We start from the raw sequence: 16,823 nt of genomic DNA on the forward strand, positions 1-16,823 counted from the left end.
TGCCGCACCGCCATAAGGCGCAAGGCTTGCTTAGCCGATACAAAAATTCGCAGCAAGCAAGGCCGTCATCTTGTATCGACGGTTCCCGCCCCGCCCCGCCACACTCCCCCCATTCCAGCCCGCATGGGCCATCACCTGCAATCGAAGGGGCCGGGTCGACCGTGGCTGCTACGCCTTCCTCCCGCATGACCATCATCGTCGCCGGCGCCGGCATCGTCGGCAGTGCCTGCGCCTATTTCCTCGGCCAGGCTGGCGCACAGGTCCATCTGCTGGACGCCAGCGCTCCGGCGGCAGAGGCCTCGGGGGCTGCGGACGGCGCCGTATCGGTTGCCTCCAAGCGGCCCGGCCCGCTGATGACCGCCGCGCTGTCCGGCATCTCGCTGTATCGCGACCTTGCGGAGAGCGGACCGCTATCCGGCCTGTTCCACCGCCGCTCGACCTTCATCGTCGCGGCGAGCGAGGACGAGCAGAAGGTGCTGGAGGCCCACGCCGGAGCGCTTGCCGAGGCCGGTGTCGTCATCACCGCCATTGCAGGCAACGACATCGCCAGGCGTTTCCCGGCCCTGTCCAGTGCCGCCAGCCTGGTCATCGAAGTGCAAGGCGAAGGCCATGCCATCGGCTATCAGGTGGTCCACCGCCTCATCGCCGCATCGGGGGCAACGGTCCACCGGTCAACGCCGGTCCTTCGCCTCGTCCTGGATCGCTCGGGAACACGTCTTGCCGGCGTCGAGACCCCCTCGGGTTTCCTCGGCGCGGATGCGGTGGTGCTGGCGACCGGCAATGGCAGCGCTGCCCTGCTTGGCCTTGCAAACGTGCTGACACCGCGCAAGGGACAGCTTCTCATTACGGAGCGTGATCCGGCCCTCAACGCCGCCATGCCAGGCTCGATCATGTCGGGCCGGTATCTCCTGTCAAAGGGAAGCCAGAAGACGGCAAGCGCGGGACCCGCTCCGGCGGGTCCAGCACGCGGTTTCGGCCTTGTGATCGATCCGTTGCGCACCGGCCAGTTCCTTATTGGCGGCACCCGCGAGGATCATGGCAACAAGCAGGAAACGGATCTCTCCGCCGTCTCCCGTATCCTCGCCGATGCGGTAGCCCTCGTCCCGGACCTTGCCCGCCTGCGGCTGCTGCGCAGTTTCGCCGGGGCCCGCGCCGCCGTGCGGGACGGACTGCCGCTGGTCGGCCGGCTTCCCGGCCTCAGCAATGCGGTTGTCGCCACCGGTTTCGAGGGGGATGGCATCTGCCTCGGTCCGGTGATGGGCCGCGCCGTCGCCCGTCTTCTGCTGGACAAGGAACCAGGCCTGGATCTTGCGCCTTTTTCCCCCAACCGGTTTCAGCCCAGCGGAGATGCTGCATGACCCCCGCAACCTTCCGCTGGATGTCGCAAGATGTGCCCTTCCGCCCGGGAGAGACCATCGCCGCAGCCCTGTGTGCCGCAGGCGTCGTTTCCTACGGACGGGATCAGGCCGGCGCCCCGTCCCGCTATTTCTGCGGCGTCGGTGCGTGCCAGTGCTGCCTGCTCAACGTCGACGGCCGCCCCCTCGAGGCCTGCCTGACTTTGGCCCGTCCCGGCCTTTCGGTCACGCCGCTGGAGCTTGACCATGCCTGACATCAAGTCCGACGCCGTTAACCTGACACCGGATGTTCTGATCATCGGCGGCGGCCCGGCCGGAATGGCCACTGCCATCGAATGCGCGGGCGCAGGTCTTGCCGTTACGCTGGTGGAACAACGGCCCCGCCTTGGCGGCGCGATCTTTCGTCAGCCGGCCGACGGGGTCGCTCCGCTCGCACTCGCAGCGGGTCCCGTGCGTCTGAAGGCAAGGCTGTTCAAGGACTTTGGTGCACAGGCAGCCCGAATTCACTGTGTCTACGGCGCCCTGTTCGCCGGCCTCGATGCGGATGGGCTGGCCATCGTGGAGGACCGGCAGACCTCGCGCGTCCTGCCGTTCCGCCCACGTGCGCTGGTCCTGGCGACTGGAGCTGTCGAGGCCGTTCTGCCCCGCCCCGGCTGGACCCTGCCCGGCGTCACGACCGCCGGTGGCCTGCAGGTCCTGATGAAGGAAACGGGCCGCGCGCCGCAGGGCCGCGTTGTCCTCGCCGGCTCGGGGCCACTGCTCCTTGCGCTGGCCGCCCAACTCATCCGCCTTGGCCGCCCGCCGCTTGCGGTGCTGGAGGCAGGGAATCCGATCCGCCAGCCCGGCGCGAGCCTCGCCCTACTGGCCCACCCCTCGCTTGTCAGTGAAGCTGCTTCGTATCTCACGACGATTGCTCTTGCCCGCGTGCCCTGGCATCGCGGCGCTCAGGTCGAGCGGATCGATCCCTGCGACAAGGCCCTGATCGTGACCTGGCGCGATCACAAGGGGCGCCTTGCAAGCCTTGCAGCCGACCATGTCAGCCTGCATGACGGGCTTGCACCCAACAACTTCGGTCTCCCAACCGAAACACCGGGTGGCGCCACGCGCACCCATGGCCGTCCTCTGGTCACAAGGGTCGGCGATTGCCGCGAGGCCCTCGGCGCCGCCGCTGCAGTCGCCGGCGGCCGGGCAACGGGGCGCCATCTCGTCGCTCACCTTCTCACAGGAGGAGAGGTCATGTCGGCCGAAGCAACGCTCGCCCGACATCGCGCTGCCCAACATCATATCGCCCGTGCCTTTGCACCGCGCCGGGGGCATGAATTGGCAACGCAGCTGCCCGATGACACCGTGATCTGCCGCTGCGAGGGACGCACTCTCGCTGACCTGAAGAAACTGGTGGCCGAGTCACCCGGCCTGTCGGCGCGCGAACTGAAGCTGAATGGCCGCTTCGCTATGGGCGCCTGTCAGGGCCGCTTCTGTGCCCGCAACGCCGCAAGGCTTCTCGGCGAACTCTCGAACAGCGCCGATCCGGTACCTGTCTCCGCCCTCACGGGCCAGCGCTGGCCCCTGCGCCCCATTTCCATTGCCGCCCTCGCCGCTGCTGCCGACACGCCGCAGCCGGGCGTCCCCATCAAAGACGACAAGGACATCAAATGACCCAGCTCAGCACTGCAGCCGTCTTGCGATATGACGAAATCGTCGTCCGCAATCCGTTCGACGGCGTCGAGGCCGGTCGCGTTGCGGAAAGCACGCCGCCGGAGATCGTCGCAGCGCTCACCCGCGCCCGCAAGGCACAAGCCGAGTTCCGCAACTCCACCCCGGCTCAGCGGCGGGCTCTTTTGAATGCCCTGGCAGCAGAAATTGCCGCAGACGCCGATGCACTCGCCACCCTCATCTGCGCCGAGATGGGAAAGACCATCCGCGAGGCACGCAACGAGGTGCGCCGGGCCCAGAACACCCTGAAGCTCTCCGGCGACGCAGCCACGTTCCTCGATGGCGAGGCCTTGCACTGCGCCATTGTGGAAGGCGGCGTCGACCGCCTGGCGACCGTGACCTATCAGCCGGTCGGCGTCATCGGGGCGATCACCCCGTTCAACTACCCGCTCAATCTCCTGTGCCACAAGCTTGGCCCCGCCATCGCCGCCGGCAATGCAGTCGTTGCCAAGCCCTCCCCCAAGGCGCCGCTCGCAGCTGCCCGGCTCTGCGAGCTGGCCGTCCGTGCCGGCTGGCCGCGCGACCTCTTCCAGGTCGTGCAGGGCGGTGCAGACGCTGCTGTGACCCTCGCCCGCGCGCCTATTGACCTGCTCTCCTTTACCGGCGGCCCCTCTGCCGGTCTCGCCCTCAAGAACGCCAGCGGACTTGTCCGCTGCCTGATGGAGCTGGGCGGAAATGATCCTCTGTTCGTCCTTGCCGATGCCGATCTCGAACGGGCCGTTGCCACGGCCATCGGCCACCGCTTCGAAATTGCCGGCCAGAGCTGCGCTGCGGTGAAGAAGCTGTACCTGCATCAGTCCATCGCAGCCGAGTTCACCGAGCGGCTTCTTGCTGCCGTTGCAGCGGTCACGACCGGCGATCCGCGAGACATGGCGACGGATATGGGGCCTGTCATTGATGCGCCCGGTGCCCGTCTCGTTCAGGACCGGATCCTTGCGACGATTGCGGGCGGCGCCAGCCTGCTGGCTGGCGGCACGCGTGAGGGCAACTTGGTCGCCCCGACGGTCCTTGCCAATGTGGCAGCCGACGCCCCGGTCATTGCCGACGAGACCTTCGGTCCGGTCATTGCCATTCGCACCTTCACCGACGCGAAGGCGGCCATTGCGGAAGTCAACGCAGGCGCCTACGGCCTGCAGGCCGGCGTGTTCACCAACGACCACGCCATGGTGAAGCTGTTCTCGCGCGACCTCATCGTCGGCGGCGTCATGATCAACGAAGGCCCCGACTTCCGGGCCGAACACGTGCCCTTTGGCGGCGTCAAGCGCAGCGGCCTCGGTCGCGAGGGCGTGCGCATCACCTTGCGCGAAATGAGCGAGACAAAGGTCGTTATCGACTGAGGGGGACCACCATGCGCATTGCCATCATGGGGGCGTCCGGCCGCGTCGGCACCCGGCTTGTAGAACTGGTCCTCGCCAATCCCGGCCTGGAACTCGCCGCGGCCCTCGTCTCCCCGCGCTCCGCGCTCATCGGCACGCCGGTCGCAGGTGGCAGCATCGAGTATCGGCCAGCCGAGGCGGCGATGAACAGCCATTGCGACGTATTGATCGACTTCTCCTCGCCAGCCGCCTCGCTCGCCCTCCAGCAGCAGGTCGGCCGGAAGCCCATGCCGATGGTGATCGGCACGACCGGCTTCACAGCCGAAGACGATGCGGCGCTGACCAGTTTTGCGGCCTACCGTTCGATGGTGGTGAGCGCGAACTTCGCCCTCGGCTTCGAGGCCTTCCGGCAGGCGGCGGAACATTTCGCGCGTTGGATGCCGGGCGGCGAGGCCAGCGTCGGCGAGGTCTATCACGCCCGCAAAAAGGCCGACCCCTCCGGCACGTCCCGCTGGCTTGCAAGCACCGTCCGCGATGCCCGCTCGGCGGTGATGGGCTTTGCCGCCCCGACCCCGGAGATCCATGTCGAACGCGAAGGCGATACGGTCGGGATCAACGAAGTCCGCTTCGATCTCGGCTCGGCTGAACTCCTTCTGTCCTACCGCGTCCACACGTTAGCGGCCTACGCCGAAGGCGCGCTGGCCGCAGCCGATTGGCTGCACACCCGTCGTCCGGCCCCTGGCCGCTATTCCCTTGCAGACACAAAGACCGTCTGACCACTCCGGAGACCATTCCGATGACCGATCTCACCACCCGCTTCCGCGGCGTCTTCACAGCCCTCATCACCCCGTTCCGCGATGGCGCCGTTGATCATGTCGCCTTTGCCGAGCTCGTCGAGCGCCAGCTGGAGGCGGGCGTTTCCGGCCTCGTCCCGGTGGGCACGACAGGAGAAGCTGCAACCCTGTCGGATGCGGAGGCCGAGGATCTCATCGCCCGCACCGTGACGCTTGCGGCCGGGCGCGCCATGGTCCTGGCCGGAGCAGGTTCCAATGACACGCACAAGACCATCGAAAAGGTCCAGCGTGCCGAAGACGCGGGCGCCGACGCCGTCCTCGTTGTCACCCCCTACTACAACAAGCCGACCCAGGCCGGCCTCCTCGCGCATTACAGCGCCGTAGCCGAGGCGACAAAGCTCCCTGTGGTGCTCTATTCCGTGCCGGGACGCTGCGGGGTCGAAATCGCTCCGGAAACATGCGCAACCCTTGCGGAACGCCATTCCAACATCGTCGCCATCAAGGAAGCTGGCGGCACGGCCACCCGCGTCACCCAGATCCGCCAGGCCTGCGGCGACCGGCTCATCATCCACTCCGGCGACGACGGACTGACCCTGCCTTTCCTGTCTGTCGGGGCTATCGGCGTCACGTCTGTGGTATCCAACGTTGCCCCGCGCGAGATGGTCCAACTGGTCAAGGCCTGGGAGGCCGGCGACACGGCCAGGGCGCTTGAGCTGCACGAACTCATTGCCGAACTGACGGATGGCATGTTCATTGAATCCAATCCGGGTCCGGTGAAGGCAGCGCTTGCCTTGTCCAACCTGGCTGGACCGGAGCTTCGCCTGCCGATGGTGCCGGTCAGCGACGCCAGCCGCCAGAAGATTGCAGCGATCCTCGGTCGCTTCACCCACGCCGCAGCAGCCTTCCAAGAAATGCGCTAAGGCCCCGTCCTTGCTTTGCATTGCGGCAGAGCGAGGCGGCATGAAACAGTCAGACTGCCCGTCCGTGCCCGCTGCGGCCGGGCCAATATCAAGGATCCCTCACGCGTCTGACGCATGAGCCAGAATCCAGGGGAACAGCAATGCACACAATGACCGTGGCCTCGGGCCACCTGACACGGGGAGGCACCTCGTGACATACACTTGGGATTTCCATTCAGTCTGGCAGTACCATGATCTGTTCCTGTGGGGGCTCTGGATCAGCGTCGTCTACACCGTCGGGTCAATCGTGCTTGGCGTCCTGATCGGCTTCCTGACCTGCGCCATGCGGCTGTCCGGATGGCGGGTCCTGAGCTTCATCGCCCGGGTCTATCAGGAGATTTTCCGCTGCACGCCGCTTCTGGTGCAACTGCTGTGGTTCTACTACGCCTTCCCTCTGCTGGTCGGCGCGTCCATCGACAACCGGGTCGCGGCGCTGCTCACCCTGTCGCTCTATGTCGGCGCCTTCTACGCCGAGATCTTCCGGGGCGGGATCGTCTCCATCGACAAGGGACAACGCGAGGCCGCAGCTGCCATCGGCATGAGTTCCTGGCAGGCCATGCACCGCATCATCCTGCCGCAGGCGCTGAAGCGGATGCTGCCATCCTTCATCAACCAGTCGGTGATCCAGTTCAAGAACACGTCCCTGGTCTCGGTGATCTCGGTTGCGGACCTCGCCTATATGGCGGCCGTGGTCAACGGCCAGACGTACCGACCGCTGGAATCCTACACCTTCATGGCCGTGCTCTACATCGCCCTGCTGCTCCCCATGACGCAGATCGCCGACTGGGTGGAAAAGCGCCTGCGGGTCAGTGACTGAGGAGATCCTGATGACCATCACATCCACTGCCACCGCACCTGTTATCGAGGCAATCGGCCTGCGCAAGACGTTCGGCACCCATGAAGTGCTCAAGGGCCTCGACCTCGGTCTCGCCCGGGGCGAGGTCGTCGCCCTCATTGGTCCGTCCGGCTCCGGCAAGTCGACCTTCATCCGCTGCCTCAACCGGATGGAACACCCGACCGGCGGCGAAATCCGCTTCCGTGACAAGCCGGTGGGAGAAGCCTTTCGCGACAGCGAGGCTGCAATCGGCATCGGCACCCTGCGGCGTCACGTCGGCATGGTGTTCCAGCACTTCAACCTGTTCCCGCATAAGACAGTGCTGCAGAACGTCACCGAAGGGCCAATCGTGGTCTGCAAGCGCCCACGACGTGAAGCCGAGGAACTGGCCAGGGATCTCCTGGCCCAGGTCGGTCTTTCCGACAAGCATGCAGCCTTTCCCAATCACCTTTCGGGTGGCCAGAAGCAGCGCGTGGCCATCGCCCGCGCCCTTGCCATGCAGCCGGATGTCCTGCTTCTGGATGAGGTGACAAGCGCGCTGGATCCGGAGCTTGTCGGCGAGGTGCTGGCGGTCATTCGCTCCCTTGCCGAAGCCGGCATGACCATGGCCATCGTCACCCACGAAATGGCCTTTGCCGCCGAGGTCGCAAGCCGCGTGCTGTTCCTGGACCAGGGCGTCATCGCCGAGGAAGGCAGTCCGGCCGAAGTCATTCTCAATCCCGCCAATCCGCGCCTGCAGGCCTTTGTTGCCCGTTTCAAGGCCTGATGCTCCCCCGTTGCAAAGCCTTGGTTTGAGGACACCGGAATGACCCTCCAGCGCATCACCATTTTCGGGGCCGGCCATATCGGCAGCGCCCTTGCCATCCTGCTCGCGAACGCCGGTCGCTTCGACCTCACGGTCTGCGATGTCTCCGAGGATGCGCTGGAGCCCTTGCGGGCACAGTCACGAGCCCTTCGACTGCTGCGTCTGCCGCGCGGCGAGGAGCATCAGGCGCTCGTGACCGGCTGCGATCTGGTCATTGCCGCAGTCCCTGACCAGGCACTCCCGCTGGTCGCCACCGCTGCTCTCAAGGCCGGTTGCCACTACCTGGACTTCGTATCGACGCCCGATCCGTTGAAACCGATCCTCGCGGATCTTGCGCGCATCCGCGCTGTCCTGCCCGCCAGCGGCGTTTCTCCAGGTCTTGTCGGGACCCTGGCGGCCGCCCTGCTTCAGGGCTTTTCTCCAGTCGGGGACCTGATCATTCGTGTCGGCGCCATCCCCCGTTATCCCACCAACCGGCTGGGTTATGGCCAGATCTGGAACGTCGACGGACTGATCGAGGAATACACCCGCCCGAGCGCCGCGATCCGCGACGGACAGCGGATCAACGTCCATCCCCTTGAGGATTATGAGCGCCTCACGGTCGACGGCATGGCGCTGGAGGCCTTTACCACGGCCGGTGGCATGTGCGACCTCGACGTCTTCGCCCCCTTTGCCCCGCGCAACGTAACGGTGAAGACCCTGCGGTACCCCGGCCATCTCGATTACATGCGCTTCCTGCTGGATGACCTGGGACTGCGCCATCGCCGGGACATGCTGCGGTCCCTGCTGATGAATGGTTTGCCGGTGATCGAAGATGATGTGCTGCACGTTCTGCTGACAGCCCGCGGGACACGTGGCCGGATGCCAAGCGAACGGACCCAGCGCTATCGCTTCGCGCCTAACCCGATCGTTGGCCCCTTCAATGCGCTCACGTCCGTTGCAACCGGCTATGCTGCCAGCCTCATCTGCATGCTGGCGGATGGCCACCTGTCTCGGACCGGAGTGATCGCCCCGTCCATGGTCGACGCATCAGCAATCCTTGCCTCGCCCTTCATCGCGCCCCTGCTTGAAGCCTGACGCAGCCTTACCCTGCCTCCGGCCGATCCAGCATTTCCAGGAGTTGCTGGAACCGCAGGCCCGCCATGGACACTCCGTCCAGCACCATGTCGTCCAGTTCGTCCTCGGCCGGCGCGCTGCCGCCCTTGCCGCGCAGCGTCGTCGTGCGCAAGCGGTCGGCGAGGAAAATAGCCAGAGCCTTGTAGAACCGCGCCGCGAAGGCCGGTGTCTCGGCGAGGCGCTTCTCGATCAGCGCCTTCTCCAGCGCCAGCACGCGGGTTTCGCGCGCGGCCTCGACCGTGGCCGAGGGCGGGGCCTTGTCGACGAAGGACATTTCACCAAGGATCTCTCCGCTCGACAGGCTCGCCACCACGCCGACGCCGCTGACGCGCACATCCACCTGCCCGTCCAGCACGATGAACAGATGCGCCGTGGCGCGCCCTTCCTCGATCAGCACCTGGCCCGGCTTGAGGCTCACCCGCCGGCCGGCCTGGCCCATCCAGGCGATGTCCGCATCATCGAGCTGACCAAGGATGTAAAGCACCTTGCGCATGAAATAACTCCCTCAAAAAATCTCAGACGAGCTGCCGGCGGGCATGGGCGGCAAACGCCCCGTTCGCCTGCATCAGCTCCGTGAATGATCCGGTCTCGACCACCCGGCCACGGTCCAGCATGACAATCCGGTCCACCTTCTCAATGGTGCTGAGCCGGTGCGCGATGACGACGCGCGTGACCGGCAGGTTCGCCAGCGTCTCGGTGACAATGGCCTGCGTGCGGTTGTCCAGCGCGCTGGTGGCCTCGTCCAGCAGCAGGATCGCCGGCTTGCTGACCAGCGCGCGCGCGATCAGGATGCGTTGCCGCTGTCCGCCGGACAGGGTGCCGCCGCCGTCGAGCAGCACCGTATGCATGCCCATCGGCATCTGCTCGATGTCCCGGTCCAGCCCCACCAGCCGCGCCGCTTCCAGCGCTTCATCGAGGCCGAGGCCGCTTTCACCGGCGATGTTGGCGTGAATGCTGCCGGCCATGATGCGGCCATGCTGCAGCACCACGCCGATCTGGCGGCGCAGGTCCGACAGGTCGAGCCGGTTGAGCGAATGCCCGTCATAAAAAATGTCGCCCAGCTCCGGCCGGTCAAAGCCCAGGAGCAGGCGCAGCAGCGTCGACTTGCCCGAGCCCGAGGCCCCGACAATGGCAACGAATTCGCCCCGGTTGATCTTCACCGTCAGTTCGCTGAGCGCACGTGGTGCCATCTCGCTGTAGCGGAACGACACATTGCGGATATCGATGGCTCCCGCCAGCGTCACCGGACGGCTGTCGACCGGCGGGGTATCCGGCACGGCGGAGATGATCGGCTCGGCGCGCTCGATCAGCGGAATGACCGTCAGCGATTGCGTCAGCGCTCCCGCCAGCGCCGAGATGGCTCCCAGAACTTGCGCGAAGGCCGTCGTCACGGTGACGAAGTCTGCCAGCGAGAACGCCGGCGCGTTGCCGCCTTTCAGCGCATCCGCCTTCATCAGGTAGACGATGGTGGCGTAGAGGGTCAGCGTCGCAAGTTGCGGCAGCAAGGCGTCCAGCGTCGCCTGCCAGTTCGCCCAGCGCCCGGCGGCAACAGTATGGCCGATGTTGCGCGAAAACAGGCTGGCCCAGCGGGCAAAGCCCATGCGCTCGCTGGCCGAGGCGCGCAGCTTGCCGAGCCCCATCAGCATCTGCACGACGAAGCTGTCCAGCCGCCCTTTCTCGGTCAGGCGCCGGCGCTCGTGCAACAGGCCCCGGTAGCTGACGAAACCGTTCGCAGCCCCCAGAACCAGCGCCAGCCCCAGCGCCAGCAGCGCCAGCCGCCAGTCGACCGTCAGGATCGGGATGAGACTGATCAGGCTGAAGACGCTGCTCGCCGCCGCGCTCGAAAAGCTTTGGGTGATCACCTGGCGCGCGCTCTGGATACCCAGCACACGATCGGTGATGTCACCAACGGAGAAAGCGCGGAAAAACGCCGGCGGCATGCGCAGGAGCCGCAGCAGCAACGCCGGCTGCAGCCGGCCCTCGAAGCCAAGTTCCGACCGCAACATGGTCAGCGCCTTGCCGGCCTCGAACACCGTTCGCGCCAGTGCCGCCGCCACCAGCCCGCCGACGATGACACCGGTCAGCCCGATGTCGCCATAGGGAATGGCATTGCTGATCAGGAAGCGGGAGCCGTAGGGCACGAGCATTGCCAGCAAGGCCGCCGCCAGCATCAGGGCCACCAGGCGCACCCGGTCAGCCCCGAGCGTGGCAAATCCGAAGAAGAACAGGTCCCGGAACCGCAGCGGATGGGAGGGCAGCGCCGGATAGAGCTGCAGCGCATCGGCAGCAAGTCCGCCTTCGCCGCTGCCTTCCATGGCGTCGCGCGCAACGGGGCGGGCGATGCCCCGGTCGCGCATCACCCACTGCCCCTTGATGCAGATCAGCGCCACCGGCCGGCGGTCGGGCCCGAGATAGCCGAGCATCGGCGGCCCCGGTTTGCGCGTCCAGCCCGGCCGCAGCAGAACACTGCGCGAGATCATCTGGTGCCGCGCCAGCACAGCCTGCAGCCGCGCGCGCGCGTCACGGGTCTCCGCAGCCATCTCGAAAGCCTCAAGCCGCGGCGTCACGGCCATGGCCGAGAGCACGCTGACGAGTGCAGATTTCAGCGGATCGGGGCCGGTGGTCAGGGTGAGCGCGCTGCCCCTTGCGGCGGCTCCGCCGCGCTCGGCCAGTTCAGCCAGCGCGTCGGTCGTGATCGCCTCACCGCGCCGGCGGCGGCGATCACGCCAGTCCTCGCCACCGGAGTTGGTAATCGGGGCAGCGGTGGGGTCGAGACGGGCTTCAGCGCCGCTCTCATCGGGGGATGGCCGGGTCTCATGCATTGTCCCGCCCCCTCAATGTCCGCCCGAGCGGATAAGCTCGGCGTAGTCGCCGTCTGCCGCCATCAGGCTGTCATGGGTGCCGCGCTCGACGATCCGGCCGGTGTCCATGACGATGATCTCGCTGCAGTCGCGCACGGTGCTGAGACGATGGGCGATGATGATGGTGGTACAGCCGCGCCGGCGCAGATTGTCGTCGATCAGCTTTTCTGTCTGCGGATCCAGCGCCGCCGTCGCCTCGTCGAGGATCAGCACCGCCGGGTCGCCAACCAGTGCCCTTGCAATTTCCAGCCGCTGCCGCTGACCGCCAGAGAAATTGCGCCCGCCCTCTTCCACATGCGCGTCCAGCTCACCGGGCCGTGCCACGATGTCATCAAGGATCGCCGCATCCTCCAGCGCCCGCGTGATGACATTGTCCGGCACATCCGGATTCCACAGCGTCAGGTTTTCCCGCACCGTTCCCTCGAACAGGAAAATCTCCTGGTCGACATAGGCAATGTTCGCCGCACGCCGGTACTGGTCCAGATCGTTGAGGGGAATGCCATCGATGCGCACATCTCCGGACCACGGCGCGACAAGGCCGCAGATGATGCGGCCGAGCGAAGACTTGCCGCAGCCCGAACGCCCTACCAGCGCGATCCTCTCGCCCGGTGCCGCAAACAGGGAGATCCCGTCAAACAGCGGTTCGTCCAGCGGATTGTAGCCATAGCGGATCGCGTTGACCTCGAGCTGCCCACCGAGCAGCACCGGCCCGCCCGCGCCTCCGTCCGCCGGCGGTTCGGTCAGCGGATCGGGCGGGTTGCGCATGGCATCATCCACCCGGTTGAGATCCGCGCGGATGCTGGCGAGTTTCGGCGACAGCTCGACCAGGCTGACCAGCGGCGCGGTAAAGCTCGCCGCCAGCAGCTGGAATGCCACCAGATCGCCGATCGTCAGGCCGCCCTGCATCACCCGCATTGCCCCGACACCCAGGATCGCCGCATCGATCAGGCCGCTCAGCAGCGTTGGCGCGAGCGAGGTGATCATCGACTTCGCCCCCAGCGCCTGCGATGTGTTGAGCATGCGCGCATGGATGCCGGCCCAGCGCCCGAACGAGCTGGTTTCCAGCCCCGACGCCTTGATGGTCTCGATGTTGTAGATGATCCCGACAGTCGCCCCGCCAAGCTTGCCCTGCTCCACCGACAGGCGGATCGAATCCTGCCGCAGCCGCTTCTGCACAAGGCGCAGCACGAACAGGTTCGGCAGCCCAAGGGCAACGGTCATGAGGCCGAGCGCCGGATCGTAGCCGATCAGAACCAGGGCAAAGAACACCAGCGTGCCCCAGTTCAGGATGGCATTGGCCATGTCCGACGAGATCACCTCGGCCACCCGGCCGCTCGCCTCGATGCGTTCGGCAATTTCGCCGGGACTTCGCTGCGAGAAAAACGCCATCGGCAGGTGCAGCACCCGCCAGATGAAGGCGCTCGCCCCGGTGATTGTCAGTTTGGTCTGCAGCCGCAGGATCAGCGAGGCCCGCAGATGGGTCAGCGCAGCCCGGATCACCGCCGTTGCAGCCAGCGCGATGAACAGCGGTTTTACCCAGTGCTCCTGCTGCATCATCAAGACGCCGTCGACGAACAGCTTGGCATAGACCGGAAGGACAACGCCCGGGATCACCATGGCAAGGCTGAGCAGGGCAATCAGCCCCAGCCCCTTCTTGGAATTGGCAACCCGGCTGCGGAAGGCAGCAAGAAGACCAGCAGGCTTGGCCGTGCGGCGGAACTCCGGCGTCCGCTCGAAGGTCAGCACCACGCCGGTGAAGGCTTCCGACAGCTCCTCGCGCGTGATCATGCGCGGGCCGGTCGCCGGGTCATTGATGAAGGCATGCGTCGCGTTCATGCCCTCGAACACCACATAGTGGTTGAAGTTCCAGTGCAGGATCGCCGGCCAGGGCAGGTCAACAAGACCCTCCGGTTCCTTGCGGTAGCCCTTGGCGGTCATCCCGTAACGGCGGGCGGCCTTCAGCACGTTGCTAGCCTTGGAGCCGTCGCGTGAGACGCCGCAGGCAATGCGCAGTTCCTCCAGCGGGATCCACGCGCCATAATGCGCCAGGATCATCGCAAGGCTCGCCGCGCCGCATTCCACCGCTTCCATCTGCAGGATGGTCGGGGTCTGCTTGCGCCTGCGGTGCTGCGGCTTGATCGGGGTTTTCTGCTCGTTCATGACGCGCTCACCCGGCCAGACCCGTCAGCTTGCGCAGCCAGGGAATGACGTAGCTGATCGGCCGGCGCCAGGCCACGGTCACCTCGGCAGCCGCCAGCGATCCGCTGGTGAACTGCTGCGACGGACCGGACCCGCCCGACCAGGCAAAGCCGCTCGGCGTTGCCGGATCACGCGTCAGGGCAATGCGCGCGGCATAGGGCGCCCCCTTTTCCGAGAAGCTCTGGACCAGCTGGTCATTGCGCAGCACCGCCTGCATCGCCTGCGCCGTTGACGGGAAGTCCGACACGTCGCTGACCTGACCTTCCATCATCCCGTATTCCTCGCGGCGCACGGTGGACGGGGCAATCTGCACGCTCATGCCGGGCTTCACCCGCTTGCCGTCGTTGGGCGGCAGATACAGCAGCAGCTCCAGCCCGGTCGCCCCGCTCTCGATGCTGATCAGCGGCTGTCCCGGCGCGATGCGGGTGCCCGGAATGGCCTTCCATTCCGTCACACGGCCGGAGGCGGGACTCACGATGGTCTCCTGCTGGCGCAGCTGGATCTCGACTTCAGCCATCTGACGGCGCGCGTCCGCAAGCCGTTCCTCGGCGCTGCGGATATCGCGCAGGTTGGCGTTGCGCTGGGTGATGTCCTCGCTTTCGAGCTGCGAGATCTGGCTGCGTGCCTCGAGCTCCGTCTGGCGCGCCTGCGCCAGCGCCTGACGTGTCTCGTTGAGCTGCTGCCAGGTGATGAGACGGCGATCAAACAGCGAGGCATCCTGCGCCGCCTGTTTTTCCAGCACCGACACCCGCTCCAGTGCATCTTTGACCCGCAGGTCGAGCATCTTCGCGCGAGCTGCAAGCGTATCCTTTGAAGCACGGCTGCCTTCGTCGATTTGGCCACGTAGGGTTTCCAGCTGGTCGCTGCGCTCGGCAACCACCGCCCGGATGTTCTCCAGCTGCTGGCGCAAGCCGGGCTGGATCACGCGGGCAACTTCCTCGCCCTGCGTCACACGCCCGCCGACCGGCACCAGGATTTCCGCCAGCGTCCCCTCGCCCGTTGCCACGGCATCGACAACACGGCCGCCAGAGGTGATCAGGATGCCTGACCCCTTCACCCGCTCCGGCACCCGGCCGAGGAAGGACCACGTCACCGCCAGCCCGATCAAGAGCAGAACGACGAGCGTTGCCACCCAGTCGCGCGGCCGGGTGAGCCGGATCATCTGGTCCAGCTGCTCGGGCGATGACAACCGGTCGAGCGCCGACTTGCGGAACAGACGGGCCGCCTGGTTTTCGACCGGCGGCTGCGATGCGGGTACGGACGGGCTGGAGGCGTTGGCGTCAGTCGACATCTGCGGTCTTTCGAAAGGTCAATTCACCGCCCCAGCAGATCCCGGGGCAATGGCCGCCGTCTTGCTGGCGGGCCCTGCCGCCGCGTCGATGGCCTCGCGTTCGGCAATCAGTCTGGCGACGTCCTCATCGGTCCAGCCGCCACCGAGCGCACGATAGAGCGCGATCGCGGACTGGAACCGCGCCAGACGCACCTGCTGCAGGCTGTCGACGGCGGTGAAATAGTCGCGCTGGGTGTTGAGCACGGTGGTCATGTCCACCTGCCCTGCATCCAGCTGTTCAAGCGTCAGTTCATAGGCGCGGCGCGCGGCTGCGGTCGCCCGTCCGGCGACCCTCTCCTCGCGGGCCAGCCCGCCATAGGCAATCAGCGCCTTCTCGACATCGGACAGCGAGGTCATCACCGCCTGCTGATAGGTGGCGATCAGCTCCTGCCGCCGCGCCTGCGTCCCCTCAAGCTGTGCCAGAAGGCGCGGCGCGTCGAAGATCGGCTGCGTCAGTTGTCCGGCCACCGAAAAGACACCGGCCGCGCCGGAGAACAGTGCGCCGGTGGTCAGGCTCTCGAAGCCCTTCTGCAACGACAGTGTCAGGCTCGGCAGCATCGCCGCCCGGGCGCTGGCGACATTGTTCGCCGAAGCCGCGACCAGCTCTTCTGCCTGCCGCACGTCGGGTCGGCGGCGCAGAAGATCAGCCGGAGCACCCACTCCGAGCTTCGGGATCGCGAGCTTGCCGAGGCTGCCGCGTGTGATCCTGATCTCGCCGGGCGTTGCCCCGATCAACAGACCAAGCGTCACCTCTTCCTGCGCCAGGGTCCGCTGCAGGCGCAACACCGTGGCCTCCTGCTGCAATACGACCGTTTCCTGCTGCGCCAGCATGATCTGCGTCGCAGATCCCGCCTCGACCCGCGCCTTGACGTTGTCCTGCACCTTGCGCGCCAGGGTCAGGTTCTCGCGCCCCAGCGCCAGACGGTCGCGCAGGGACAGGATCTGAACATAGGACAGGGCCGTTTCAGACGTCACCGCCAGCCGGGTCGCGGCTACGGCAAAGGCGGCCGCATCGGCGCGGTTGCTGGCAGCTTCGAAGTTCGAGCTGGCCTTGCCCCAAAAGTCCAGCTCCCAGCTGGCGTTGAGCCCGACCTTGCGCTGCTGGCGCACCGGCATTTCAACGCCGGCTGGCAAGCCCGCCGTGTTTGCGGATGCCTTGAACGTGGTCTGGGTGCCGCCGAGACCCCCGCTCGGCAGCAACCCGCCGAAGGCTTCGTCCGCCCCCGCCTCGGCCTGCCGCAGGCGCGCGATCGCCACGGTAATGTCCCGGCTGCCTAGCTCCGCGCGGCGGATCAGGTTGCTGAGGTCCGGTGAGCGGAAGGCAGTCCAGAATTCGGGAGAGGTCATAGGGGCTTGCGCAGGTTCGCCCGCATGGGCAAATCGATACGGCAACGGCACAGCCTCGGGCAATTCCGGCGTCAAGGCCTCGCCCATCGCTGCACAGCCGGCCAAGTGGCCGACCAGAACTAGAGCCGCGACATTGCGCCCCAGATCGCGAACACGGGCAAACGACACTCGACACATGACTTGAACTGACGCC

Annotated in this window: 14 protein-coding genes; 9 read left to right on the top strand and 5 right to left on the bottom strand. The window is 66.5% G+C overall.

All coding sequences use genetic code 11. The annotated features are described in order from the left end of the window. Positions 1–161 precede the first annotated feature (161 nt). The 9 genes from ACTIFE_RS16035 (at position 162) to ACTIFE_RS16075 (ending at position 8,854) form a co-directional block, all read left to right on the top strand. Positions 162–1,358: an NAD(P)/FAD-dependent oxidoreductase gene (locus ACTIFE_RS16035; protein WP_439530169.1), complete on the top strand. Its 1,197-nt coding sequence runs from the start codon at positions 162–164 to the stop codon at positions 1,356–1,358. Beyond that, the gene (locus ACTIFE_RS16040; RefSeq protein ID WP_439530170.1) at positions 1,355–1,609 is read left to right on the top strand and encodes a 2Fe-2S iron-sulfur cluster-binding protein; all 255 of its coding nucleotides are present in this window, start codon (positions 1,355–1,357) and stop codon (positions 1,607–1,609) included. The genes ACTIFE_RS16035 and ACTIFE_RS16040 overlap by 4 nt, the downstream gene beginning before the upstream one ends. Then, positions 1,602–3,011, top strand: coding sequence for an FAD-dependent oxidoreductase (locus ACTIFE_RS16045; RefSeq protein WP_439530171.1), 1,410 nt, complete (start codon positions 1,602–1,604; stop codon positions 3,009–3,011). Before ACTIFE_RS16040 ends, ACTIFE_RS16045 begins: the two co-directional genes overlap by 8 nt. Next, on the top strand, positions 3,008–4,405 hold the full coding sequence (locus ACTIFE_RS16050; protein WP_439530172.1) for an aldehyde dehydrogenase family protein: 1,398 nt from the start codon (positions 3,008–3,010) through the stop codon (positions 4,403–4,405). Before ACTIFE_RS16045 ends, ACTIFE_RS16050 begins: the two co-directional genes overlap by 4 nt. Positions 4,406–4,416: 11 nt before the next feature. Continuing rightward, positions 4,417–5,160, top strand: a complete 744-nt coding sequence (locus ACTIFE_RS16055; protein WP_439530173.1) for a 4-hydroxy-tetrahydrodipicolinate reductase — start codon at positions 4,417–4,419, stop codon at positions 5,158–5,160. A gap of 20 nt (positions 5,161–5,180) precedes the next feature. Further along, entirely contained in the window at positions 5,181–6,098 is a 918-nt protein-coding gene (dapA, locus tag ACTIFE_RS16060) for a 4-hydroxy-tetrahydrodipicolinate synthase (RefSeq protein WP_439530174.1), read from the top strand. A 190-nt stretch (positions 6,099–6,288) separates the two neighbouring features. After that, complete coding sequence (locus ACTIFE_RS16065; protein WP_439530175.1) at positions 6,289–6,954, top strand: amino acid ABC transporter permease; 666 nt, start codon at positions 6,289–6,291, stop codon at positions 6,952–6,954. 10 nt (positions 6,955–6,964) lie between these two features. Then, the gene (locus ACTIFE_RS16070; protein ID WP_439530176.1) at positions 6,965–7,738 is read left to right on the top strand and encodes an amino acid ABC transporter ATP-binding protein; all 774 of its coding nucleotides are present in this window, start codon (positions 6,965–6,967) and stop codon (positions 7,736–7,738) included. A 39-nt stretch (positions 7,739–7,777) separates the two neighbouring features. Continuing rightward, positions 7,778–8,854, top strand: coding sequence for a saccharopine dehydrogenase C-terminal domain-containing protein (locus ACTIFE_RS16075; protein ID WP_439530177.1), 1,077 nt, complete (start codon positions 7,778–7,780; stop codon positions 8,852–8,854). 7 nt (positions 8,855–8,861) lie between these two features. Here ACTIFE_RS16075 and ACTIFE_RS16080 read toward each other — a convergent pair whose 3' ends face one another. The 5 genes from ACTIFE_RS16080 to ACTIFE_RS16100 are packed head-to-tail and all read right to left on the bottom strand — an operon-like array spanning position 8,862 to position 16,798. Continuing rightward, a complete protein-coding gene (locus tag ACTIFE_RS16080; RefSeq protein WP_439530178.1) occupies positions 8,862–9,386 on the bottom strand; it encodes a cyclic nucleotide-binding domain-containing protein in 525 nt (174 codons plus the stop codon). Between the two features lie 22 nt (positions 9,387–9,408). Continuing rightward, on the bottom strand, positions 9,409–11,715 hold the full coding sequence (locus tag ACTIFE_RS16085) for an NHLP bacteriocin export ABC transporter permease/ATPase subunit (RefSeq protein ID WP_439530179.1): 2,307 nt from the start codon (positions 11,713–11,715) through the stop codon (positions 9,409–9,411). A 12-nt stretch (positions 11,716–11,727) separates the two neighbouring features. Then, positions 11,728–13,914, bottom strand: a complete 2,187-nt coding sequence (locus ACTIFE_RS16090) for an NHLP family bacteriocin export ABC transporter peptidase/permease/ATPase subunit (protein ID WP_439530180.1) — start codon at positions 13,912–13,914, stop codon at positions 11,728–11,730. 7 nt (positions 13,915–13,921) lie between these two features. Next, positions 13,922–15,244 carry an NHLP bacteriocin system secretion protein gene (locus tag ACTIFE_RS16095; protein ID WP_439530181.1) on the bottom strand — a complete coding sequence of 441 codons (1,323 nt, stop codon included), beginning with the start codon at positions 15,242–15,244 and terminating at the stop codon, positions 13,922–13,924. A gap of 18 nt (positions 15,245–15,262) precedes the next feature. Then, a complete protein-coding gene (locus ACTIFE_RS16100) occupies positions 15,263–16,798 on the bottom strand; it encodes an efflux transporter outer membrane subunit (protein ID WP_439530182.1) in 1,536 nt (511 codons plus the stop codon). Positions 16,799–16,823: the final 25 nt, after the last annotated feature.

This window comes from Pannonibacter sp. (assembly GCF_051860505.1).
GTDB lineage: Bacteria > Pseudomonadota > Alphaproteobacteria > Rhizobiales > Stappiaceae > Pannonibacter.